At 70.7% G+C, this 21,751-nt stretch carries 22 protein-coding genes; 9 read left to right on the top strand and 13 right to left on the bottom strand.

Going from position 1 to position 21,751, the window contains the following annotated elements:
* Positions 1-4: 4 nt before the first annotated feature.
* The 4 genes from D7D94_RS12960 (at position 5) to D7D94_RS12945 (ending at position 1,737) form a co-directional block, all read left to right on the top strand.
* Entirely contained in the window at positions 5-235 is a 231-nt protein-coding gene (locus D7D94_RS12960) for a hypothetical protein (RefSeq protein WP_156243013.1), read from the top strand.
* Positions 232-504, top strand: coding sequence for a hypothetical protein (locus tag D7D94_RS12955; protein WP_156243012.1), 273 nt, complete (start codon positions 232-234; stop codon positions 502-504). Before D7D94_RS12960 ends, D7D94_RS12955 begins: the two co-directional genes overlap by 4 nt.
* Positions 505-520: 16 nt before the next feature.
* A complete protein-coding gene (locus D7D94_RS12950) occupies positions 521-1,303 on the top strand; it encodes a hypothetical protein (RefSeq protein ID WP_173024337.1) in 783 nt (260 codons plus the stop codon).
* Positions 1,304-1,563: 260 nt separating this feature from the next.
* On the top strand, positions 1,564-1,737 hold the full coding sequence (locus tag D7D94_RS12945; RefSeq protein ID WP_156243010.1) for a hypothetical protein: 174 nt from the start codon (positions 1,564-1,566) through the stop codon (positions 1,735-1,737).
* A 69-nt stretch (positions 1,738-1,806) separates the two neighbouring features.
* On the opposite strand, the gene D7D94_RS12940 is transcribed toward D7D94_RS12945, so the two are convergent.
* Together D7D94_RS12940 and D7D94_RS12935 are read right to left on the bottom strand one after the other, a co-directional pair.
* Positions 1,807-1,974, bottom strand: coding sequence for a hypothetical protein (locus D7D94_RS12940; RefSeq protein ID WP_156243009.1), 168 nt, complete (start codon positions 1,972-1,974; stop codon positions 1,807-1,809).
* Between the two features lie 11 nt (positions 1,975-1,985).
* Positions 1,986-2,822: a GAF domain-containing protein gene (locus tag D7D94_RS12935; RefSeq protein WP_156243008.1), complete on the bottom strand. Its 837-nt coding sequence runs from the start codon at positions 2,820-2,822 to the stop codon at positions 1,986-1,988.
* Positions 2,823-2,941: 119 nt separating this feature from the next.
* Here D7D94_RS12935 and D7D94_RS12930 point away from each other — a divergent pair, with 119 nt between their 5' ends.
* Positions 2,942-3,286, top strand: a complete 345-nt coding sequence (locus D7D94_RS12930; protein WP_173024336.1) for a helix-turn-helix domain-containing protein — start codon at positions 2,942-2,944, stop codon at positions 3,284-3,286.
* Between the two features lie 238 nt (positions 3,287-3,524).
* Here the strand turns inward: D7D94_RS12930 and D7D94_RS12925 are convergent, their stop codons facing one another.
* A complete protein-coding gene (locus D7D94_RS12925) occupies positions 3,525-4,502 on the bottom strand; it encodes an acetylxylan esterase (RefSeq protein WP_156243006.1) in 978 nt (325 codons plus the stop codon).
* Between the two features lie 233 nt (positions 4,503-4,735).
* On the bottom strand, positions 4,736-5,020 hold the full coding sequence (locus tag D7D94_RS14390) for a hypothetical protein (RefSeq protein WP_216648667.1): 285 nt from the start codon (positions 5,018-5,020) through the stop codon (positions 4,736-4,738).
* Between the two features lie 273 nt (positions 5,021-5,293).
* Between D7D94_RS14390 and D7D94_RS12915 the strand changes: the two genes are divergently transcribed.
* Positions 5,294-6,856, top strand: coding sequence for a DEAD/DEAH box helicase (locus tag D7D94_RS12915; RefSeq protein ID WP_156243005.1), 1,563 nt, complete (start codon positions 5,294-5,296; stop codon positions 6,854-6,856).
* A 253-nt stretch (positions 6,857-7,109) separates the two neighbouring features.
* Here D7D94_RS12915 and D7D94_RS12910 read toward each other — a convergent pair whose 3' ends face one another.
* The 3 genes from D7D94_RS12910 to D7D94_RS12900 all read right to left on the bottom strand — a co-directional run bounded on the left by D7D94_RS12910 (position 7,110) and on the right by D7D94_RS12900 (position 11,036).
* Positions 7,110-8,030 carry a sugar ABC transporter permease gene (locus D7D94_RS12910; RefSeq protein ID WP_156243004.1) on the bottom strand — a complete coding sequence of 307 codons (921 nt, stop codon included), beginning with the start codon at positions 8,028-8,030 and terminating at the stop codon, positions 7,110-7,112.
* Positions 8,027-9,649, bottom strand: coding sequence for an ABC transporter permease subunit (locus D7D94_RS12905; RefSeq protein ID WP_156243003.1), 1,623 nt, complete (start codon positions 9,647-9,649; stop codon positions 8,027-8,029). The genes D7D94_RS12910 and D7D94_RS12905 overlap by 4 nt, the downstream gene beginning before the upstream one ends.
* 145 nt (positions 9,650-9,794) lie before the next feature.
* A complete protein-coding gene (locus D7D94_RS12900) occupies positions 9,795-11,036 on the bottom strand; it encodes a sugar ABC transporter substrate-binding protein (RefSeq protein WP_156243002.1) in 1,242 nt (413 codons plus the stop codon).
* Between the two features lie 187 nt (positions 11,037-11,223).
* On the opposite strand from D7D94_RS12900, the gene D7D94_RS12895 reads away from it, so the two are divergent.
* Both D7D94_RS12895 and D7D94_RS12890 read left to right on the top strand, forming a co-directional pair.
* Positions 11,224-12,864 (top strand): glycoside hydrolase family 13 protein, encoded by a 1,641-nt coding sequence (locus D7D94_RS12895; RefSeq protein WP_156243001.1) that lies wholly within the window; start codon positions 11,224-11,226, stop codon positions 12,862-12,864.
* A gap of 33 nt (positions 12,865-12,897) precedes the next feature.
* Positions 12,898-13,923, top strand: a complete 1,026-nt coding sequence (locus D7D94_RS12890) for a LacI family DNA-binding transcriptional regulator (protein WP_246171805.1) — start codon at positions 12,898-12,900, stop codon at positions 13,921-13,923.
* A 21-nt stretch (positions 13,924-13,944) separates the two neighbouring features.
* Here the strand turns inward: D7D94_RS12890 and D7D94_RS12885 are convergent, their stop codons facing one another.
* Genes D7D94_RS12885 through D7D94_RS12870 form a run of 4 tightly spaced genes read right to left on the bottom strand, consistent with a single transcriptional unit; the run spans position 13,945 to position 17,814 of the window.
* Complete coding sequence (locus tag D7D94_RS12885) at positions 13,945-15,315, bottom strand: FAD-dependent oxidoreductase (protein ID WP_156242999.1); 1,371 nt, start codon at positions 15,313-15,315, stop codon at positions 13,945-13,947.
* 35 nt (positions 15,316-15,350) lie between these two features.
* On the bottom strand, positions 15,351-16,412 hold the full coding sequence (locus D7D94_RS12880) for a polyprenyl synthetase family protein (protein ID WP_156242998.1): 1,062 nt from the start codon (positions 16,410-16,412) through the stop codon (positions 15,351-15,353).
* Between the two features lie 46 nt (positions 16,413-16,458).
* The gene (locus D7D94_RS12875) at positions 16,459-17,220 is read right to left on the bottom strand and encodes a class I SAM-dependent methyltransferase (protein ID WP_281349292.1); all 762 of its coding nucleotides are present in this window, start codon (positions 17,218-17,220) and stop codon (positions 16,459-16,461) included.
* A 48-nt stretch (positions 17,221-17,268) separates the two neighbouring features.
* A complete protein-coding gene (locus D7D94_RS12870; RefSeq protein ID WP_156242997.1) occupies positions 17,269-17,814 on the bottom strand; it encodes a DUF402 domain-containing protein in 546 nt (181 codons plus the stop codon).
* 58 nt (positions 17,815-17,872) lie between these two features.
* Between D7D94_RS12870 and D7D94_RS12865 the strand changes: the two genes are divergently transcribed.
* Positions 17,873-19,129, top strand: a complete 1,257-nt coding sequence (locus D7D94_RS12865) for an isochorismate synthase (RefSeq protein WP_246171804.1) — start codon at positions 17,873-17,875, stop codon at positions 19,127-19,129.
* Positions 19,130-19,290: 161 nt separating this feature from the next.
* Here the strand turns inward: D7D94_RS12865 and D7D94_RS12860 are convergent, their stop codons facing one another.
* Positions 19,291-20,538 carry an FAD-binding protein gene (locus D7D94_RS12860; RefSeq protein ID WP_156242996.1) on the bottom strand — a complete coding sequence of 416 codons (1,248 nt, stop codon included), beginning with the start codon at positions 20,536-20,538 and terminating at the stop codon, positions 19,291-19,293.
* A 49-nt stretch (positions 20,539-20,587) separates the two neighbouring features.
* A complete protein-coding gene (locus D7D94_RS12855; protein ID WP_156242995.1) occupies positions 20,588-21,733 on the bottom strand; it encodes a glycerate kinase in 1,146 nt (381 codons plus the stop codon).
* Positions 21,734-21,751: the final 18 nt, after the last annotated feature.

The following is a 21,751-nucleotide window of genomic DNA, read 5'->3' as shown; positions in this document are numbered from 1 at the left end:
CCCCATGCCCGACAACACCCCCGTAATCCAACTGCAGGCCCTCGGGCTGGGCCGCCCACCGTGGGCGGACTCCGAAGAGCAGACCGGCGAGAACCAGTGGACCTACCGATCCGGTTTCCTCTCACCCCGCGGCGTCCGAGACCTCGGCTTCCTGCTCGTCAACGGGTGGGACGTCTCCGTCCACGCCCGCTCCTCACAGATCACCATTCGAGCCCGACGAAAGGAACAACCATGACCGACGACCACTTCGCGTTCCGAGACAAGCTCGCCGCCGAACGCGGCATCAGCGACGAAGACCGCGACCTCCTCCTCACCGGCACCGACGAGACCACCCTCCTCGCGCAGGCGGATTACCTCGAACCGCCCCGCGACCTCACCAAGGGCAACGTCGCACGCCGGGAAGGTCAGTACGTCTCCCCGGGCTCGAGCAGCGAGCAGCGGTTCGCGACCTACGTCAACGAGCTGTTCAACGAACCCTCCCACCCCCTCGACACCTTCGACTGAAAGGCACCTCATGAACATGCGAAACCCGAACCTGACGTTCGTCGTCAACGCCCTCAAGGCCACCGGCGACACCATCCCCGAGGCGATCACCAACGCCGAGGACGAATCCGACCGCATCCGCGAGGAAGTCCGCAAGTACCGCAACCACGGTTACGCCGCGATGGCGAGCACCTGGGCGGATGCCGTCCTCGATGGACGCGACCCGGCCGAAGACCGCGAAGTGTTCCGCGCCGTCCTCACCAACGTGCTCCTCGAAGGCGGGGACCTCGAGTACGCAGCGCTCAACGCCGTCGAGAACCGAGCAGTCCGAGCCGTCGCCGACGTTCAGGACGACATCCTCAAGCGGTTCAAGAAAGCGTTCGACGACGCCGGCAAGACCCTCCGCAAGTCGTTCAACATCCTCGGGAAGACGAACATCGACGACACCACCGCGATCTTCCAGCTCGGCCCCGTCGCCGTACAGGCTCACCAGGACGCGAAGGAAGCACGCCGCATCGTCCGCGTCATCGACAACGGGTGGACCGGACTCAACGGCCTCACCCACTTCGCTGGCCCCAACCCCGAGTACGCCACCCGCTGGGCTGACCCCGACGTCGACACGTGGGAGCGCGTACGCCGATCGAAGGACGGATGGCAGATGACCGTGGAAGGCGTCACCCTCGACCTCGCCATCAGCCGAGACACCATCAACGCGCGCACCGAACGACTCGCACGCGAGCGAGAGGAACGAGCAGCCCGCCCCGCCGAAGAGGACCGAGCAGCCCGCATCAACTACCTCACCGGCGGCGCCATCAAGTGACACAGCGTGGGGCTCTGCACACGACACCGCAGAGCCCCACGCCCGGTCCCCCAAGCAGCACACAGCCGGACCTCCGGGGCCTGTCGGCTTTCACACACAGAGGAACCAGCACAGCCACCCAGGGCACGGTCCCCCCTCGCCGAGCCCTTCCGGACCTCGGGGGCTTGGCGGTGTCCCTCCCTGACATTTTTTTCTCACGGTGTCTGAGGTCGCTGGAAGCATCACCGTGACCCGTCACACCCCCAACAGAAGGAACGAAGATGGCCAAGTTCAAGATCAACGACGAGATCAGCGGCGCGAGCCTGTACAAGACGATCGAGGCGAAGTCATTCAGGCAGGACGGGGAGTACTTCGTTTTCGTCGACAACACGGACCGGAAGGTCTTCGCCGTGGCAGCGAGGCTCGTCGTCACGATCGAGAAGGACTCCGACTGACGCCGCCCAGCCGCTAAGCGTCCACAGAGAAGCCCCCGACCCGCGTGGTCGGGGGCTTCTTCCGTTGTTCTAGTTCTGGGGGTTGGGCTGGAAGCCGATGCGTCGCACTCCGGTGCGCAGTCGGCCCCAGGGGTTCTCACTCACGCGCCGCTCTTCCTCGGCGCGGATGATCTCAAACTCACGCTCGAGCTCGTTGTAACGAGCGATGTCAGCGGCGGTGTAGCGTCCTGCAGTCATCTGCTTGCCTCCTAGCTTCCATTCTGTCGGACAGAAGCGTTGTTGGCATTATTGGATGAAGTATTCACAGAATCAAGCGCGGCGATGAGACGCGCGACGTTGTTGAGGTACTGCAAGTGCACGTCGCTGAGACCGTTCTTCTTCTGACTGTTCAGCGAGATCATCCCGTAGACGCTTCTATCGCTGCGAAGGATCGGTACGGCGATGAACGAGCGGTAGTTGCGCTCACCGTCAGCGAGCTTCAACGTCGCCCGGCTGTCCGCGGACTGCACGTCCTCACAGATGGCGAGCTCACCAGACTTCACGCGGTCCACGACATGACTCTCCTCGACTGCCCGAGGGGTGGTCTTTCGCGACTTCACGAACTCATCGCGCGCGGTGTCAGCAGCGCGGTTCACGCGGATCAGGCGGTCCCCCGACAGCTGGTACACGTTCGCATCGCACCGGTCACCGTCCTTCTTCGCGAACAGCACGCACCGGGTCGTCAACTCGGTGACGACGTCTTCGAACTTGTCTGCGTTGACTGGCCGGCGAAGCTTGATGAAGCGTTCGGCCACAGGAATCAGAGAAGTCCGTAGCGCGATCATGAGCTCGGCCTGCACCCCGCGGCTCGCCTTCTCGTACCGCGCGACGCCGAGGAACACGCCCGCCATGGAGCACAGCCCCAGGAATCCGAGCCACACCCCGGCAGCCCAGTCTCCGATGACCCAGTTGCCGAGCTGGTGGTGCGCTCCCCAGTGGCGCAGGCCATCCAAATGGAGCGGACTGAGTCCGAGGAAGATCGTCGCAGCCACGGTCACGAGATGCAGCCAGGCGCGCTCGAACAGCCCGACGATAGCTCTCAGCATTCCGTCAGCTTAGAGGTCGGTCCAGGTACTCGTGCAGCATCGCGATCAGCTCGTCTACGTCTGTCGCGCCGGCTACCGAGAGCAGATCTCGAACCTCTGACCAAGTGAGCATGAGCCCCATGATGGTCGTCATGTCGGACGTGTTCGAGGCACATATCGTCGCAGCGGTTCGAGCAGAGGTGGCGAGGCAGGGCAGGAAGCTCGGGGATCTCGCCGCGCCCCTCGGCTTGAGCTACCCCACCGTGTCGAATCGACTCAACGGCTACTCGTCCTTCACGCTCGACGAGCTTCGCAAGATTGCCACGTTCCTCGGGATGACCACGGGCGATCTCATGGAGTCTGCGAACTTCGGCAGCCGCATCGCGTCAGGAGTGCACTCGAAGGACGACGAGGCCCTTCAGTCGAAGCCCGATCCCTGGGAACAGCCGCGGGGATCAAGACGAAGGCGGAAATCCCACGAGTGAAGGTCAGCTTCGAGCAATGCACGCAGGCACTCTTGCGATTCAGCGCCACGCGGTCGTGCGGCAGAGTCCGCTGAGAGTCCGCAAAAGGCTCCGAAACGGCCCTTCCACGCCTATCACCGACGTCACTGGAAACCAGCCGCCGACAGGGATCGCGGTAATCCGCAAGCAGCCCCGAGCATGCTGGCTCTGTTCATCAACTTCCGCTGAGGCACGAGCGCCGGGGGCGACCCCGGCGCACTCAGCGCGTCGGTCGGAGGCTCGTCTCGATGTGCCGGCGGGTCGCCGCGTGGCAGCGGGTAAGGGTCTCCTCGAGCCCGGGATATTCGGCGTGCCCCGCTGGGAGCACCTCGAGGTCGAGGTCGGCAAGCGCATTGGCGACGGCGAACTGCCCGGGCGGCGGCACCACGCCATCCCACAGCGCGCACTCCGCGCGCACCGGGATGCGCGCGAACAGCGCCGCCGTCGACGCATCGAAGAACCGCAGCACCTCGCGCGCCTCGGGGTGCTGGGCGACGTGCTCGCGGACGAGCTCGCCGCTCCCCTCGCAGGGCAGCTGCAGCCGGAGGTCGTACTGGCCGAAGCTCGGCACGATGAGCGTCGCGCCGACGAAGCGGTCGTCCCACGGCACGGCGAGCGCGCCGATGCCGCCGCCGAAGCTCTCGCCGAGGTAGTAGAGGGGCACCTCGCCGACGAGCTCCTGCAGCACGTTCGCCGCGTGCCAGAGATCGGCGGCGCACCAGCCGAGCACGTAGTCCGCGACGGACTCGATGCCGAAGAGCACGTGGCCCTCCTCCGGAAGCGGCGCGCCGACGCGCGCGTTCAGAGCGCCGAGGCCGCGCGCGACCGGGAAGAACACAGCCGCGTCGTCCGGCACGCGGTCGAAGTCGAGGGCGTCGCGGCCGCCGTAGCCGTGCCCGAAGACGACGCCCACCCGAGGTGACACTCCGTCGACCGGCCGCGCGAGCCATCCGCGCAGCCGCAGCCCGCCGGCGACCGCGTGCTCGACCTCGAAGACCTCGCGCCCGGCGCGATGGCCGAGCGGTGTCAGCACAGCGTCGGCGGGAGCGCCGACGGCATCGGCATACCGGCTGCGCCAGAAGTCCTCGAACCCGGTGCGCGGCGCGATGGGCTCCACGGCGCGCAGGGAGTCCAGGTGGTAGCCGTACGTCCCGTCGCGCACGGCGTCGGGAAACCATTCGGCGTACGGATGAGCCATGCGAACCTCCTACGGGATGGGCGCCCCCTCCCCGGCAACGGTCGGCCCGGGCCGTGTAGCACCTCTCCCCCGCGAAGGAAAGCCCCGGCACGGGATCCACGTCGTCTCGTAGAGTCCTTCATGAGGGGTTGGTCCGGGGGGACCTCACCTATTGCAGCTCACGGATTCGGGTGCCGAGGCTGCTGAGCGGGACGCTGATCAGGGACAGCGTCCCGCTCCTTCTCTTTCCGGGCTCAGCGCGTCGGCGGCGCGGATGGCCCGCCCGCAGGCCCAGCGCCCGGTCCGACAGGACCACCCGGGTAGCCCGGATGCTGCGGGTACTGCCCACCCGGTCGCTGCGGGATGCCGCGCGCGGCGCGCGCCTCGTCGGCGAGCAGGATGCCGTTCTTCACGGCCGTGCGCATGATCAGGTAGCCGATCCAGAGCACGAGCGCCAGGATCGCGAGGTAGAGGATGATCCCGAAGATCAGCACTCCCACCCCGAATCCGGCCATCCATCCATAGTCGTCCTGGTACATGGGACCCCCTTCGTCAGTGGACTGCTGTCTCCTGCACAGTACCGACCATGCGAGGCCGCCTCACAGCGGCGGGTGTTACAGTCGGGGTCTGCGCGACTTCTGTCGTGCGTCGTCGTGTCTTGATCGCGCCAGCGGGAACATCCCGCCCAGCGCCTCGCGAACATCCTGCCGCGGCGAACGGATCCGGCACCCGCCGAGTTCGCCATCTGCCGAAGCGCCCACGATCATCCGCGTTCGAAGCGCGCGACGGCACCCTCTCGAAAGCAGTCATCTGTGACCACTGCGACCACGCAGCCCGAGACCACCTTCGCCGACCTCGGCGTTCCCGCTCACCTCATCGACGTGCTCGTCGCCGAGGACCGCCCCACTCCCTTCCCCATCCAGCGCGAGACGCTGCCCTCGACCCTCGCCGGCCGCGACGTGCTCGGCCGCGGCAAGACGGGCTCCGGCAAGACGCTGGCCTTCGCCATCCCGCTCGTCGCGCGTCTCACCGAGGCGAAGCCGAAGCGGATGGCCGGACGCCCGTCCGCGCTCATCCTCGCGCCGACCCGCGAGCTCGCCACGCAGATCGCCCGCGTCGTGACGCCGCTCGCGACCGCGTCGAACCTCACCGTGACGACCATCTTCGGCGGCGTCTCGCAGAAGCCGCAGGAGACCGCGTTCCGCAGCGGCGTCGACATCGTCGTGGCGTGCCCCGGCCGCCTCGAGGACCTCATGAGCCAGGGCGTCGTCGACCTCTCCCGCGTCGCGGTGACCATCCTCGACGAGGCCGACCACATGGCCGACCTGGGCTTCCTCCCCGGCGTCACGCGCATCCTCGCGAAGACCCCGGCGGATGGCCAGCGCATGTTCTTCTCCGCGACTCTCGACAACGGCGTGGACAAGCTCGTCACGCGGTTCCTCAAGAACCCGGTGCGCCACTCGATCGACTCCGCGGAGTCGCCGGTGCCCGCGATGACCCACCACGTGTTCGAGGTGGCCGACGAGGACAAGAACGAGCTCGTGCGCACCCTCGCCTCCGGCGTCGCGCGCCGCATCCTCTTCACCCGCACCAAGCACCAGGCGAAGAAGCTCGCCAAGCAGCTGACCTCGCGCGGCATCCCCGCCGTCGACCTGCACGGCAACCTGTCGCAGAACGCGCGTGACCGCAACCTCGCCGACTTCTCGACCGGCCGCGTGCGCGTGCTCGTCGCGACGGATGTCGCCGCTCGCGGCGTGCACGTCGACGGGGTCGAGCTCGTCGTCCACGTCGACCCGCCCGCCGAGCACAAGGCGTACGTGCACCGCTCCGGCCGCACCGCCCGCGCGGGCTCGGCCGGCGACGTGGTCACGGTCATGCTCCCCTCGCAGCGCCAGGACACCAAGCAGCTGCTCCGCAAGGCCGGCATCGCGGCCCAGCCGCAGCGTGTGACGCCCGAGAGCGCGGCGGTCGCCGCCCTCGTCGGCGAGATCGCTCCGCGCGTCGCACCCGTCCCGGGCGGCCCGGGCTCGGGCAACGCTCCCGCGCCGTCGGCTCCCGGCACGTCGCAGGGGGCGAACGCCCGTCGCAAGCGCGCGGCCCGCGAGGGCCAGGGCGGCCAGCAGTCGGCCGAGCGCGCGGGCGGCCGCGGCGGTGCTTCGGCTGGTCGCAACGGCGGCGGTCGCAACGGCGGCGCGGCGCGCGGTCAGGGCGGCCGCGGGCGCGCGCAGGGCGGCTCGCAGCCGATGTACTCGACCTCGTCGGGCGACACCGCTCCCCGCACGCACGCCGCAGCCGCCGAGAGCTCCCCTTCGCGCCCGCCGCGCCGTCGGCAGCCGCGCCGCGTCTCGGCTCCCGCGCAGTCGACCCAGGGCTGATCCCCGTCGACAGAGCCCCGGCCATCCGCTCTCGGATGGCCGGGGCTCTGTCGTTCACTCCCGATGCGGGACAGAACGCAGGAGATCCCGGCCCCGCGCGCACCGCGACCCGCAGGAATCCGGGGCGCAGCCATCCGCACCCCGAAGGAACTCCTGCAATGTGTCCCGCAGGGCAGACTGCGCCCAGGCGCGGGACCGCAGACACGTCGAGGGGCCCGCGCCCCAGCGCGAGCCCCTCGACGAGCGGTACGGCCTACTTCACGGCGCCCGCCGTCAGTCCTCCGACGATGTATTTCTGGAGGAAGAGGAACAGCGCCACGACGGGCAGCGCCGCGATCACGGCGCCCGCCGAGAACGCGCTCCAGTCGGCGTAGCGCGGGTTCGACACGAGCTTCGTGAGGCCGACCGCGAGCGTCTGCACGTCGGTGTCGATGAGCAGCACCGACGCGACCACGTACTCGTTCACGGACGCGATGAACGACAGCAGCGCGACAACCGCGAGGATGGGCGCCACGAGCGGCAGGATGATCGTGAAGAACACGCGCGCATGCCCTGCGCCGTCGATCTTCGCGGCCTCGTCGATCGACTGCGGGATCGTGTTGAAGAACCCGTACATCAGGTAGGTGTTCACGCCGAGCGCGCCGCCCAGGTAGACGAGGATGAGGCCGATGCGGGTGTTCAGGCCGATCGCGGGGAACCAGTCGCTGATCGCGCTCATGAGGAGGAAGATCGCGACGACGGCGAGCAGCTGCGGGAACATCTGCACGACGACGATCGCGATGAGCCCGAACCGGCGGCCCGCGAACCGCATGCGCGAGAACGCGTACGCCGCGAGCCCGCCCAGGAACACGGTCGCGACGGCGGTGATGCCCGCGATGATGAGCGTGTTGCCGAACCAGGCCACGAACGGCACCTTCGGGTCGCTCAGGATCCGCACGTAGCTGTCGATGCCGATCTTCGAGAAGAGCGCGTTCGAGCCGGTGAGGGTGCCGTTCGGGTTCAGCGAGCTCGAGATGACGAAGACGATCGGCAGGAGCGAGAACGCGACCATGACGACGCCGACGAGGTGGCGCCATCCGGTGTCGGCGAACCATCGCCCGAAGCCGCGCCGGCGGGGCGCGTACGCGCCGCGGCTGCCGCCGGTGATGGCGACGGTGTCGAGTGAGGCGGTCATCCGTTCAGCTCCTCGAGGGACTTGGTGCGGCGGAACGCGATCACGGAGATGACCGCCACGATGATGAAGATGATGATCGAGTACGCGCTCGCGAGCCCGTAGTCGCGGGTCTGCCCCGTGAAGGCGACCTTGTAGACCATCGAGATCAGCAGGTCGGTGTGGCCGACCGGGATCGGCGCCTCGCTGTCGCGCGGACCGCCGTTCGTGAGCATGTAGACGATGTTGAAGTTGTTGAAGTTGAACGCGAACGACGCGATGAGCAGAGGCGCCACGCTCACGAGCAGGAGCGGCAGCTTGATGAGCCGGAAAACGGCCCATGGCTTCGCGCCGTCGACGGTCGCGGCCTCCTGGAGCTCCTCGGGGATGGCCTGCAGCGCTCCCGTGCACACGAGGAACATGTAGGGGAAGCCGAGCCAGAGGTTCACGATAAGCACCGACACCTTCGCGAGCACGGGGTCGGTCAGCCACGGGATGTCGGCGCCGCCGAAGATCACCTCGTTGAGGAACCCGAAGCTCTGGTTCATCATGCCGGCCCACACGAGTGCCGACAGGAACGACGGCACCGCATACGGGAGGATCATGAGCACGCGGTAGGTGCGGCGCCCCCGCATGCGCGCGCTGTTGAACGCGATCGCGAGGAAGAGGCCGAGGAAGAACGTCGACGCGACCGAGATGAGCGCGAACGCGAACGTCCAGATCGTGACGTAGACGAGCGGGCTCGCGAGGCGCGCGTCCGTGACGGCGCGGATGAAGTTGTCGAAGCCGACCGTCACCTGCCACCCGGGAAGGATCTCGGTGCCGTCGGGCGCCGTGAACGCGCCGGTGCCGAGGTCGGAGTAGACGGTGCCGCTGCGGAGGTCGGTGAGCGTGCCTGCCGCCTCGTCGTACTCGAGCGTCGAGGTGTAGAGGTACGCGCTCGCCCCGTCGGGGGTGCGGAGGGCGCCGTCGTTCGGGTCGTCCGAGAAGGGCACGGCGAGCTCGGTGATCTGGTCGGTGCGCTCGAGCACGTCGGCGAACTGCAGGGTCGTCCAGCCGGGCGCCGACACGGCCTTGTCGCCGTCGAAGCCGGCGTCGACCGGCGCGAGGGGCTGCTCGGCGGTCCCCAGGAGCGCCTCGCCGTCGGGCGTGGTGACGAGGAGGCCGATCTCGCCTCCGGCCTCGACCACCGTGGTCGGGTAGCTCGCGGAGTCGGACACGCGCTCGAGGGCCGAGGCCATGAGCGAGGCGACGGCCTGCTCCTTCGAGCCGTTGTGGCCCGTGCCGTAGTTCGTGAAGGCGACGTAGCCCGTGTAGACGAGCACGAAGACCTGGAACAGGCACAGGAAGATGAGGCCGGGCGCGAGGTACTTCGCCGCGAGCGCGCGGCGGGAGAAGTAGACCCAGTTGACGATTCCCGCCACGAGCACGACCGCCGCGAGGACGATCCACTGCTCGTGGCCGAACAGCACGAGAGCAGCGTAGACGGCGATCGCGTCGACGATCGCGAGGGCCGCGATCTTCACGATCACGGAGGCCAGTCCGCCGCCGGCCTGGTCGGCGATCGACCGCGCGCGCCGCTGGCGCGCCGTGGGCTTCGGGTCTTCGGTCGCCGTCTCGGCGCCGGAGAGGGTGTCGGTCATGGGTTCCTATCGCTGTCTCGTGAGGTCAGCGGCCGGTCGCCAGGGCGGGCGGACCGCTGCGGTGCGCTCGGATGGTCCGCGGCCGCGGGCGGGGACGCCCCGTCGAGGGGGCGGCCCGCCCGCGTCCGCGATCCGAGCGGGTGCGTCAGCCGATCGCGGCCTGCACGTCGGCGGCGAACTTCTGCCACGTCGCGACGGGGTCGGCGCCGTTGATGATCTCGGCCTCCGCGATGCCCCAGTACTGCCACACGGCGCCCATCTCGGGGATCGCGGGCATCGGCACGGCCTCCGCGCCGACGGTCGCGAAGCCGCCGATGATCGGGTCGCTCGAGGCGGTCTCCGCGGCCGACGAGAGCGCGGGGAGGATGTTGCCGGCCTCGAAGAGCGCGAGCTGCGCCTCCTCGCTGCCGAGGTAGTTCACGAGGAAGTCGTTCGCAGCGACCTTGTCGTCCGACTCGGCCGACACGAAGAAGCCCTTCACGCCCGCGAACGGCGATGCCGGCTGACCGGTCGGGCTCGGGACGGGGTCGATCGCGACGTCGATGCCCGCGTCGACCGCTGCGCCGACGTTCCACGGGCCGGTCAGCCAGAAGGCCGCCGTGCCGTCGAGGAACGCCTGCTTGGCGATGTCGCCGTCGATGTCGGTGTTGAACGCGCCCTTGCCGCCCTGCTCGCCGAGCCACGTCGCGAACTCCTCGCCGCCGGCGCTGCCCAGCTGCAGGTCCGTCGCGTCGTAGCCGTTCTCGTTCGTGCCGAAGACGGGAGCGCCGAACGCGGTCTGGAACGGGTAGAGGTGGTACGGGTTGCCCTCCGCGCCCTGCTCGACGACGAACGGGGTCTCGAGGCCGGCGGCCTGGCCCTTCGCGATCATGTCGTCGAAGCTCGTCGCGGCCTCGGGGACGAGCTCGGCGTTGCGCAGCATCGCGATGTTCTCGACCGCGTACGGGAGCATGTAGACGGTGCCGTCGTACGTCGAGGCCTCGACGGCGACGTCGAGGAAGTCGCCCGCGGCGTCGCCCAGCTCGAGCGGCGCCACGACGCCGTTCGTCGCGAGCTCGCCGAGCCAGTCGTGCGCGCCCATCGTGATGTCGGGGCCCTCACCGGTCGGCACCTGCTGGATGAAGTCGTCCTTGATCGTCGCGTTGTCCTTGCCGACGAGCTCGACCTCGACGCCGCTCTTCTCGGTGTACGCGTCGGCCACCGCCTGCAGCGCGTCGACGCGCTCGGCGTCGACCCACACGGTGAGCGTCGACGAGGGCGCCTCGGCGTCTCCGCCGCCCGAAGCGCCTTCGTTCGCGCTGTCGCTCGCACAACCCGCGAGCCCGAGTGCCGTCACGCCGGCCATCGCGACGACGGCCGCGAAGCGTCCCCTGCTGTTCACCTTCATTGGTGTGTCCTCCTGGTTGATGAGCCCGCAACTGTGCAAGCGTTTACAGGTATACACCGTCGAGCATCGATTCGAAAACCGCGAATCTGCGGGCGTGACCGATTCGATACGAATCGCGGGCCGAGTTACGCGCCCTTGAACTGCAAACGCTTACAACCGAGGCCGAAATCCTCTAGAGTGGGCGACCATGACCCCTGAATGGTGGCGCACCGCCGCGATCTACCAGATCTACCCGCGCTCGTTCGCCGACGCCTCGGGCGACGGCGTCGGCGACCTCGCGGGCGTGACGTCGCGCATGGACGCGCTCGCCGAGCTGGGCATCGACGCGATCTGGCTCTCGCCGTTCATGACCTCGCCCCAGCGCGACGCGGGCTACGATGTGACCGACTACCGCGACGTCGATCCGCTCTTCGGGACGCTGACCGACTTCGACGCGATGCTCGAGGCCGCGCACGCCCGGGGCATCCGGGTCATCATCGACCTCGTGCCGAACCACTCCTCCGACCAGCATGTCTGGTTCCAGGAGGCGCTGACCGCCGCGCCCGGCAGCCGCGAGCGCGCACGCTACCTGTTCCGCGACGGCCGCGGCCCGGGCGGCCACGAGCCGCCGAACAACTGGCAGTCGATCTTCGGCGGCCCCGCGTGGACGCGCGTCACTGAGGCAGACGGCTCTCCCGGTCAGTGGTACCTGCACCTCTTCGACTCGAGCCAGCCCGACTTCGACTGGACGCAGCGCGAGGTGCGCGACGAGTTCCTCGACATCCTGCGCTTCTGGCTCGACCGGGGCGTCGACGGCTTCCGCGTCGACGTCGCGCACGGCCTCATCAAGGAGGACGGGCTCCCCGACTACATCCAGCCCGAGGACGCCGACTCGATGGGCGGCGAGGCCGAGGACGACGTGCCCTACTGGGGGCGCCCCGGCGTCCACGAGGTGTACCGCGAGTGGCGCGCGCTGCTCGAGGAGTACGACGGCGACCGCGCGCTGTGCGCCGAGGCGTGGCGTCCGACCGCGCGCGAGACCGCGCTGTGGGTGCGCCCCGATGAGATGCACCAGGCCTTCAACTTCCCGTACATGATGACCGAGTGGGACGCCGCGGCCCTGCGCACGGTCATCGCCGGCTCGCTCGAGGCCTTCCCGGCCGTCGGCGCGCCCGCGACGTGGGTCCTGTCGAACCACGACGTCATCCGGCACGCCTCGCGACTCGCGCTGGGCGCCGACAGCCCGCAGGGCCACGGCATCGGCCCGCTCTCCCCGGGCAAGCCCGACCCCGTCGTCGGCCTCCGCCGCGCCCGAGCGGCGACGACCGTCATGTTCGCGCTGCCGGGAAGCGCCTACATCTACCAGGGCGAGGAGCTCGGGCTCCCCGAGGCGATCGAGCTTCCCGACGAAGCCCGCCAGGACCCGACCTGGTTCCGCACGAACGGCGAGCGCTACGGCCGCGACGGGTGCCGCGTTCCCATCCCGTGGGAGGCCGGCGCGCCGGCGTTCGGCTTCAGCGCGACCGGGGCGTCGTGGCTCCCCCAGCCGGCCGAGTGGCGGGCGCTCGCGCGCGACGTCCAGCGCGACGATCCCGCGTCGACGCTCTCGCTCTACCACGACCTCCTGCGGCTGCGCCGCGAGGAGTCCCTCGCGAGCAGCGACCTCGAGTGGGTCGACGGATGGCCGATGCACGTCCTCGCGTTCCGCAACGGGCGTGTGACGGTGATCGCGAACACGGGATCAGAGGATGTCCCCGCACCCGAGGGCATGCGGGTCCTGTGCGCGAGCGGGCCGCTCGGCGAGGGCGTCGTCCCCGTCGACACGGCCGCCTGGTTCATCGCAGGATGACGCGGGATGCCCCGCGTCTCCTACGATGAACGCGTGCATTCCGTGAGCATCGCCGAGGTCGCGCAGCGCGCAGGCGTCTCGACCGCCACGGTCTCGCGCGCCCTCTCCGGCCGCGGCCGCGTGTCGGCGGCAGCGAAGGAGGCCGTCCTCGCGGCGGCCGACGCGCTCGGGTACGTCGTCTCATCGAACGCCTCGAGCCTCGCGAGCGGGCGCACGCGCAACGTCGGCGTCGTGCTGCCGTTCCTCAACCGGTGGTACTTCGCCTCCGTGCTCGAGGGCGCTCAGCAGGCGCTCCTCCGGGCGGGCTACGACGTGACGCTCTACAACCTCTCCGGCGGCGGGGAGGAGCGCGCGAGCGTCTTCGAGCACTTCCTCCTGCGCCAGCGCGTCGATGCCGTGATCGCCGTGTCGCTCGAGCTCACGGAGGACGAGGTCGCCCGCCTGCACGCGCTCGGCAAGCCCATCGTCGGCGTCGGCGGGCCCATCCCGGGGGTGCGCACGCTCGCGATCGACGACGTCGCGGTCGCCAAGCTCGCGACGGAGCACCTCACGGGGCTCGGGCACACGCGGATCGGCCACCTCGGCGGCCGAGCGGAGTTCGACTCCGACTTCCACCTGCCTGTCCAGCGCCGGCACGGGTACGAGGCGGCGCTCGACGAGGCGGGCATCCCGTTCGACGCCGACCTCGTGGCGAACGCCGACTTCACGGTGCAGGGCGGGTACCACGCGGCCAAGCAGCTCCTCGGCGCTCCCCCGCGCAGCCGTCCGACGGCGATCTTCGCGGCCTCCGACGAGATGGCGATCGGCGCCATCCTCGCGGCCCGCGACCTCGGGCTCGCCGTGCCCCACGACGTCTCGGTCGTGGGCATCGACGACCACGACCAGGCCGAGTTCTTCGGGCTCACGACGGTCGCGCAGTTCCCGCGGAAGCAGGGAGCGCGCGCGGTGGACATCCTGCTCGAGCAGCTCGAGCCGCGCGACGGCTCCGAGCCGCTCGCGGACATCCTGCTGTCGTTCGAGCTCGTCGTGCGCTCGTCGACGTCGCGCCCGCGCGACTGAGCCGACCCGGCGCTCGGGCCGTCAGTCGCGCGAGATGCGCACCATCTCGTCGCGCGGCACGACCTTCACGCGCGCGCGGCCGTGCGGCTGGCCCAGCGCGATCTCGTGCGCGTCGAGCCGATGCCACCCCTCGAGGTCGGTCCAGATGACGCCGCGCTCGGCGAGGAGCGCGGGGATGGCCTCATCCGACGGGTCCTCGGGCTGCCACCAGGAGCCCTGGTCGTTGACGATGTGCTGCACGGTCTCCATCGCGTCGGACTTCGTGTGCCCGATGAGGCCGACGGGCCCGCGCTTGATCCAGCCGGTGGCGTACAGGCCGGGGAAGCGCTCGTTCGACTCCTCGTGCAGCACCTGGCCCTCGTGGTTGGGGATGACGCCGTGCTTCTCGTCGAACGGCACGCCCGGAAGCGGCGACCCGAAGTAGCCGACGGCGCGGTACAGCTGCCCCATGGGAACCTCGCGCAGCTCGCCCGTCCCCGCCACACCGCCCTGGCCATCCGGCCGGGTGCGCTCGTAGACGAGCGCGGCGACGCGGCCCTCGGCGTCGGTCTTCACCTCGAGCGGCTTCGCCCAGAAGTGCAGGTGCAGGCGACGCGAGGCCGTGCCGCCCGCGTTGTTCGCGCTCGGCCGGGTGCGCCACTGCTGCAGCACGCGGTCGATGACCTTGACCTGCTTGTTCGACGCGATCGCCGCCTTCGAGGCCTCGTCGTAGTCGAAGTCCTCGTCGTACACGACCATGTCGACGTCGCGCAGCTCGCCGAGCTCGCGGAGCTCCAGCGGGGTGAACTTCACCTGCGCGGGGCCGCGGCGTCCGAACACGTGCACGTCGGTGACCGGCGATGCCTCGAGGACCTCGTGGACGTTCTGCGGGATCTCCGTCGGCAGCAGATCCTCGGCGTGCTTCGCGAGGATGCGCGAGACGTCGAGCGCGACGTTGCCGTTGCCGATGACGCCCACCGACGAGCTCGTAAGCGGCCACGTGCGCGGCACGTCGGGGTGTCCGTCGAACCAGCTCACGAAGTCGGCCGCGCCGAACGAGCCCTCGGCGTCGATGCCGGGGATCGCGAGGTCGGCGTCGCGGATGGCGCCGGTGGCGAAGAGCACGGCGTTGTAGTGGCGCTTGAGGTCGTCGAGCGTGATGTCCTCGCCGAAGCGCACATTGCCGAAGATGCGGATGTCACCGCGGTCGAGCACCTCGCGGAGGGCGCCGATGACGCCCTTGATCCGCGGATGGTCGGGGGCCACTCCGTAGCGGACGAGGCCGTAGGGCGCGGGGAGCTGCTCGAAGAGGTCGATCGACACGTCGAAGCTGCGCTCGGTCTTCAGCAGGATGTCGGCCGCGTAGATGCCGGCGGGGCCTGCGCCCACGATCGCCAGACGGAGCTTGGTCATTTCGGTCCCCTTCGTTCGCACCGCGGGCGCGGGCGTCAGCTGGATCGGATGGCGAGGCTCTCGGCGAAGCGCGTGAGCGCCTCGCGCACGGTGCCGCGCGGGAGCACGTCGAGCGCGTCGACCGCGTCGCGCGTCCACTTCAGCGACAGCTCGCGCGTCGCCTCGGTCACGTCATGGTCGCGCAGCTCCGTGAGCGGTGCGTCCAGGATGGCCGGGTCGGCCCCGTCGGCGATGCGCGCGACGCCCTCGTCGATGCGGGCGAGCAGCGCCCGCGACTCTTCGTCTTCACGGCGCGCGAGCAGCAGATACGGCATGGTGGGGACGCCGGCGCGCAGATCGGTGCCGGGCACCTTGCCGGTGTCGGCGGGGTTCGCGGACAGGTCGATCACGTCGTCGGCGAGCTGGAAGGCGACGCCGACCTTCTCGCCGTAGACGCGCAGCGGCTCGGTGTACTTCTCGTCGGCGTCGGAGAAGAACGCGCCGGCCTGGGCGGCCGCCGCGATGAGCGAGCCGGTCTTGTCGGCGAGCACCTGGATGTAGAAGTCGATGGGGTCGTCGCCCGGCTGCGCACCCACGGTCTCGTGCATCTGGCCGAGCACGAGGCGCTCGAAGGTCTCCGACTGCAGGCGCATGGCCTCGTCGCCGTTCCGCGACATGATGACGCTCGCGCGCGAGAGCAGGAGGTCGCCGGTGAGGATGGCGATGCTGTTGCCCCACACCTGGTGCGCGGCCTGCACGCCGCGGCGGCGGTCGGCGCCGTCCATGACGTCGTCGTGATACAGCGAGCCCAGGTGCATGAGCTCGAGCGCCTTCGCGGCGTCGACGACGCGCTGGTTCGCACCGCTCCCCAGCTGGGCGGTGAGGAGCACGAGCATGGGGCGCACGCGCTTGCCGCCGGCCTCGTACAGGTAGCGGCTGGTGGCGTCGACGAGCGGGTCGGCGGCCTTCAGCTCGACCGCCAGTTCGCTCTCCACCTGCTCGAGACCCTGCTCGATCTTGGCGGCCAGGCGCCGCGCGAGGGGACCGGCGAAGACGCGGTCACTCAGACCGAAACGGCTCGCCAGTTGCGAACCCGGCGCAGTGGGGCTCGGAGTCACCCGTCAAGCCTACCTGTCGCGGTCGGGACGACGGTCATGGATGCCTCTACGCCGAGGCATCTTCCGCGGACGCGCCCTGGCCATCCGACGGCTTGACGGCATGATGCAGCGCGACGATGCCGAAGGTCAGGTTGCGGTACCGCACGTCGGTCCAGCCGGCGTCGCGGATCCACGCCGCGAGCGTCTTCTGGTCGGGCCAGTGGCGGATGGACTCGTTGAGGTAGTCGTACGCCTCGCCGTTGGAGCCGATCACCCGCGCGACGCGCGGCAGGACGCGGTCGTTGTAGAACCGGTAGAGCCCGCGGAACCGGCGGTCAGGCGGCGTGGAGAACTCGTTGATGACGAGACGCCCTCCCGGCTTCGTCACGCGGAAGAGCTCGGCGAGCGCCTTCTTCGGGCGCTCGACGTTGCGGAGGCCGTACGACATGGTGACCGCGTCGAACTCGCCGTCGGCGAAGGGCAGATCGGTCGCGTCGGCCTGCACGAACGAGAGGTTGCGCAGCCCGCCGTGACGACGGCGCCCCTCGGCGAGCATGCCGGGCGAGAAGTCGGCAGCGACGACCTCGGCGCCGCTGCGCGCGAGCGACGCGGACGACGAGGCAGTGCCGGCGGCGAGATCGAGGATCCGCTCCCCCGGCTGCGGTGCGACGGCGCGGGTCGTCGCCGCACGCCACAGCGCGTCGTTGCCGAACGTCATCGCCACGTTGGTGATGTCGTAGCGGGCGGCGACCTGGTCGAACATCCCCGCGACGCGGGCGGGGTCCTTGCCGAGGTCGGCGCGATTGGGTTCCTGCGGTGCGGCGCTCACGCCGCGAGTCTACGCGCGGCGCGCATCACGAGCTCCGGTGCGGCCGGGTCAGACGAGCTCGAGATCCGCGAGCACGGCGAACCAGCGGTGGGTGGTCGCGTCGTCGAAGGGCGCGACGTCGTCGCGCACCTCGCGCTCGAGCACGGCGGTGACGGCCTCGATGCTCTCCTGCACATCGGCGGGATAGCCGTACTGCGCGCGATGCTCGTCCCACTCGTCGCGGTCGTCGATGTAGAGGCCGCGCTCGTCGAGGCGGTGCACGACGTCGAGGTCCATGTCGATGGCGGTCGGCTCGCCACGGCCATCCCACTTCGCCTCCCACGCGAGGTCGATGTAGACCCGCGTCGGCGACGGGAGCGCGTTGCGCGTGAGCGTCCACGCCTCCGAGCCGGACGGCAGGAGCACGACGCAGGCCGCGTCCAGCGTGACGTCGCGTCCGGGGCGCGCGCTCCGCCATCCGGGCAGCTGGCCGAACCAGTCGCCCCACTCGTCCGCGCCGAGGTAGACGCACTCGTGCACCCAGTGCGGCGAGCCGTCCCACTTGCGCCAGCGGAACAGCAGTCGGGTGCCCACAGCGGGACGATCGGAGGTCATCCTGCCGAGTCTAGGCGCGCACGACCCGTCCCCAGCGGGACTCCTTAGGCTGGAAGTCGTGCCCGACCCGCTCTCCCTCCCGCGCCTGCGCGCCGTCACGCGCCCGATCCCCGCTCCCGAGGACCCGCTGCTGTTCGCCTCCGCCGACGATCCGCTCGTCTGGCTGCGACGCGGCGACGGGATGGTCGCGGCGGGCGCCGAGGTGCTGCGGATCGACGTCGGCGAGGACGGCCGGCTCGACGCGATCGCGGATCTCTGGCGGGCGATCGCCTCGGCCACCGACGTCGACGACTCCGTCGGGCTGCCGGGCACCGGTCTCGTCGGCTTCGGCGCGTTCGCGTTCGACGACGCCTCCTCCGCGCCCAGCACGCTCATCGTGCCGAGCATCGTCATCGGGCGCCGCGGCGGCCGCGGCTGGGTCACCCGCATCGGCCGACTGGATGGCCCCGCTCCGGCGGACCCGGAAGCGCACGGCTACGGGCCGCACTGGTCTGCCACCCTCGGCCCCGGCGAGCTGAACCCCGCCGCGCACGTCGAGGCCGTGGCCGACGCGCTCGCGGCGATCGAGGCGGGCGAGGTGGAGAAGGTCGTCGTCGCGCGCGACATCGCCGGCACCCTTCCTGCCGACGCCGACCTGCGGCGCCTCGTGCGTGCCCTCGCCGAGGGGTACCCCGACACCTGGGCCTATGCGGTCGACGGCATCGTCGGCGCGAGCCCGGAGACCCTCGTGACCGTCTCCGGCGGCACCGTCACCGCCCGTGTGCTCGCCGGCACCCGCGCCCGTGGGGCGAACGCCGACGAGGACACCGCGATCACCGCCGAGCTCGCCACCACGCCCAAGGACCTCGACGAGCACCGCTATGCCGTGCAGAGCGTGCTCACGGCGCTCGAGCCGCACACCTCCGCACTCGTCGCGGCCGAGCAGCCGTTCACGCTCAAGCTGCCGAACGTCTGGCATCTCGCGACGGATGTCGAGGGCACGCTGGCGAACGGCGACTCGGCTCTCGACATGGTCCGGGCGCTGCACCCCACCGCGGCGGTCGCCGGCACCCCCACGCCCGCCGCACTCGCGGCCATCCGCCGCATCGAGCCGTTCGACCGCGGCCGCTACGCGGGGCCGGTCGGCTGGGTGGACGGGAACGGCGACGGCGAGTGGGCGATCGCGCTCCGCTGCGCGCAGATCGGTCCCGCCGAGGGCGCGCACCGGGCGGTCACCGCGCACGCGGGCGGCGGCATCGTCGCCGGCAGTCAGCCCGAGGCCGAGCTGCTCGAGACGCGCGTGAAGTTCCGCCCGATCGTCGACGCGCTGGCGTAGGGAGCGTTCGCTCACCGCGTTTCGTCTCGCTCCGCTCGCTCAACATCCGGGTGGTCGCGTCCCCATCTCGGACGTTGAGCGACCGAGCGCCAGCGAGGGAGACGAAACGCGGTGACCCGTTGTCGGGGACGGGTTGCGGCGTTTCGTCTCGCTCCGCTCGCTCAACGTCCGGCGGTCAGCACCCGATCCAGGAACGGATTGCGCATCTTGCCCTCGGGGTCGCAGCGCCGGGCGAGCTCCGCGAAGTCGCCGAGCCGCGGCCAGACCGCCGCGAGCACGCGCGGGTCGAGGCGCGTGAGCTTGCCCCAGTGCGGGCGCGCCCCGAACGGCTCGAGCGCCTGCTCCAGCATCGCCACGGCGCCCTCCACCTCGCTCTGCCGCGGCAGCCACGTGAAGTGCAGGCCCACGGTGTCCTGCTCGTATGCGGGGCTCAGCCACAGCCCATCCGCCCGCATCGAGCGCACCTCCATGACCTGCACGAGCGGAGCGAACCGGGCGGCGAGCCCTCGCACGACGCGGAGCGCCTCGACCGCGTGCGCGCGCGGCACGAGCATCTCCGACTGCAGCTCGTCGCCGTTCGACGGCGTGTGGCTGAGCTTGAAGTGCGCGAGGCGATCGAGCCACGCGCCGGCCTCGCCGCGCTGCGGTGTCGTCGCCTCCGGCGTCACACCGGCGAGCATGTGCACCTGCTCGGACGCCTCGCCGATGCTGCCCGGCAGCAACGGCGCCTCGTCGCCGCGCGCCTTCGTCCACACCTGGTCGACGACGTCGGGGGCATCCCAGCGGTGGAAGAGGCTCACGCTGTAGGCAGCGCCCATGATCGCGTCGAACTCGGCGAGCGCGACCTCGAGCGGCAGCTTCTCGTACACGCGCTGGCGGACGGCGAAGGTCGGCTCGATGTCGAGCGTCACCTCCGTCACGACGCCGAGCGCACCGAGGGAGACCACCGCGCCGTCGAAGTCCGCGTCGCCGCGGCGCAGTTCGCGCACCTCGCCCGCGGGCGTGACGAGCTGGAGCCCGGCGACGGCGGACGACAGCGTGCCGACACCGTCGCCGGAGCCGTGCGTGCCCGTGGCGATCGCCCCGGCGATGGAGATGTGCGGCAGCGAGGCGAGGTTCGCCAGCGCCCACCCCTCGGCCTCCAGCGCGGGAGCGAGCTCGCCGTACCGCATGCCGCCGCCGACCGTGACCGTGCGCGCCTCGGTGTCGATGCGCGGCGCGGTGATGAGGCGGGCGGTCGACAGCAGCGTGTCGTCGGTGTCGGCGATGAGGTTGAACGAGTGCGCGGATCCCAGGGCCCGCACGCGCGTCGCGCTCGCCAGCACCTCCTGCACCTCGTCGACGCTCGCGGGCGTCTCGACCCGCTCTGCGCCGAAGCGCACGTTCCCCGCCCAGTTGGCCAGTGCCATCCGCTTCTCCCTCATCGCCGTCGATCAGCCTTCAGTATCGCGCCCGACGTCAGAACGCGGCGGCGAGCGCGGCGCCCGCCGCGCGGAGGTGCGTGGCGGGATCGCCGATGGCGGCATCCGCGGAGCCGGCGAGCTCGGTGAGCGAGAGCGCATGGGCCACGGCCGAGGTGTCGGCGGCGATGCGCCCCGCCACGATGGCGACCCGCGCGCCGGCGGCGTCGGCGAGCGCGGCGACGTGCGCGGGCGCCTTGCCGGCGGCGGACTGGCCGTCGTACGAGCCCTCGCCCGTGATGACGAGGTCGGCGCCCTCGATCGCGGCGGCGAGGCCGGTGAGATCGGCCACGCGCACCGCACCCGGCACGATCTCGGCGCCCCAGACGAGCAGCCCGTAGCCGGCGCCGCCCGCGGCCCCCGCGCCCGGCGCCTCGGGGTCGGCGACCCGGGCGAGCGACGAGGCGACGGTGTCGCCGCCCAGGCCCTTCAGCACCTCGACCAGTCGTGCGAGCCCTGCATCGGCGCGGGCGACGCCCGCCTCGTCCAGGCCCTTCTGCGGACCGAACACGGCGGCCGCGCCGCGCCCGCCGAGGAGGGGGTTCGTGACGTCGCACAGCACCTGCACGCCGCGCTCGGGCAGGGGGCGCAGGCGGGAGAGGTCGACCTTCACGACGTCGTCGAGCCCCGACGCCCCGGGCGCGATGGAGGTGTCGTACGCGTCTGTGAAGCGCGCACCGAGGGCGGTGAGGAGCCCGACCCCGCCATCCGTGGAGGCACTGGAGCCGATCCCGAGGATGAGCTGCGAGACCCCGGCGGTGAGGGCGGCGGCGATTGCCTGGCCGAAGCCCACGGTCGAAGCCTCCCACGGGCGGCGGGCGTCGCCGAGCAGCTCGATGCCGGAGGTGGAGGCGAGCTCGACCACGCCCGTCCCACCCGGGGCGTCTTCGGTCGCGGGAAGTCGCAGCCAGCTCGCATCGACCGCGAATCCGGTCGGCCCCGTCACCCGGACGGGCACGCGCACCGCGCCCTCGACCGCCTCCGCGAACGCCGCCAGCGTGCCCTCGCCACCGTCGGCCATCGGACGCGCGACGATCTCGTCGTCGGGGCGCACGCTCGCCCATCCCTCGGCGAGCGCGGCGGCGACGTCGGCCGCCGCGATCGTGCCCTTGAAGCTGTCCGGTGCGATCACGATGCGAGCCATGCGTCCATCCTCCCGCAT

This window comes from Microbacterium oryzae (assembly GCF_009735645.1).
GTDB lineage: Bacteria > Actinomycetota > Actinomycetes > Actinomycetales > Microbacteriaceae > Microbacterium > Microbacterium oryzae.
This window is presented reverse-complemented; position numbering and strand designations above follow the sequence as displayed.

Coding starts and splice junctions, on each gene's coding strand:
- D7D94_RS12960 (WP_156243013.1), top strand. CDS start 5: ATGCCCGACAACACCCCCGTAATCCAACTGCAGGCCCTCGGGCTGGGC.
- D7D94_RS12955 (WP_156243012.1), top strand. CDS start 232: ATGACCGACGACCACTTCGCGTTCCGAGACAAGCTCGCCGCCGAACGC.
- D7D94_RS12950 (WP_173024337.1), top strand. CDS start 521: ATGCGAAACCCGAACCTGACGTTCGTCGTCAACGCCCTCAAGGCCACC.
- D7D94_RS12945 (WP_156243010.1), top strand. CDS start 1,564: ATGGCCAAGTTCAAGATCAACGACGAGATCAGCGGCGCGAGCCTGTAC.
- D7D94_RS12940 (WP_156243009.1), bottom strand. CDS start 1,974: ATGACTGCAGGACGCTACACCGCCGCTGACATCGCTCGTTACAACGAG.
- D7D94_RS12935 (WP_156243008.1), bottom strand. CDS start 2,822: ATGCTGAGAGCTATCGTCGGGCTGTTCGAGCGCGCCTGGCTGCATCTC.
- D7D94_RS12930 (WP_173024336.1), top strand. CDS start 2,942: ATGATGGTCGTCATGTCGGACGTGTTCGAGGCACATATCGTCGCAGCG.
- D7D94_RS12925 (WP_156243006.1), bottom strand. CDS start 4,502: ATGGCTCATCCGTACGCCGAATGGTTTCCCGACGCCGTGCGCGACGGG.
- D7D94_RS14390 (WP_216648667.1), bottom strand. CDS start 5,020: ATGTACCAGGACGACTATGGATGGATGGCCGGATTCGGGGTGGGAGTG.
- D7D94_RS12910 (WP_156243004.1), bottom strand. CDS start 8,030: ATGACCGCCTCACTCGACACCGTCGCCATCACCGGCGGCAGCCGCGGC.
- D7D94_RS12905 (WP_156243003.1), bottom strand. CDS start 9,649: ATGACCGACACCCTCTCCGGCGCCGAGACGGCGACCGAAGACCCGAAG.
- D7D94_RS12900 (WP_156243002.1), bottom strand. CDS start 11,036: ATGAAGGTGAACAGCAGGGGACGCTTCGCGGCCGTCGTCGCGATGGCC.
- D7D94_RS12895 (WP_156243001.1), top strand. CDS start 11,224: ATGACCCCTGAATGGTGGCGCACCGCCGCGATCTACCAGATCTACCCG.
- D7D94_RS12885 (WP_156242999.1), bottom strand. CDS start 15,315: ATGACCAAGCTCCGTCTGGCGATCGTGGGCGCAGGCCCCGCCGGCATC.
- D7D94_RS12870 (WP_156242997.1), bottom strand. CDS start 17,814: ATGACCTCCGATCGTCCCGCTGTGGGCACCCGACTGCTGTTCCGCTGG.
- D7D94_RS12860 (WP_156242996.1), bottom strand. CDS start 20,538: ATGGCACTGGCCAACTGGGCGGGGAACGTGCGCTTCGGCGCAGAGCGG.
- D7D94_RS12855 (WP_156242995.1), bottom strand. CDS start 21,733: ATGGCTCGCATCGTGATCGCACCGGACAGCTTCAAGGGCACGATCGCG.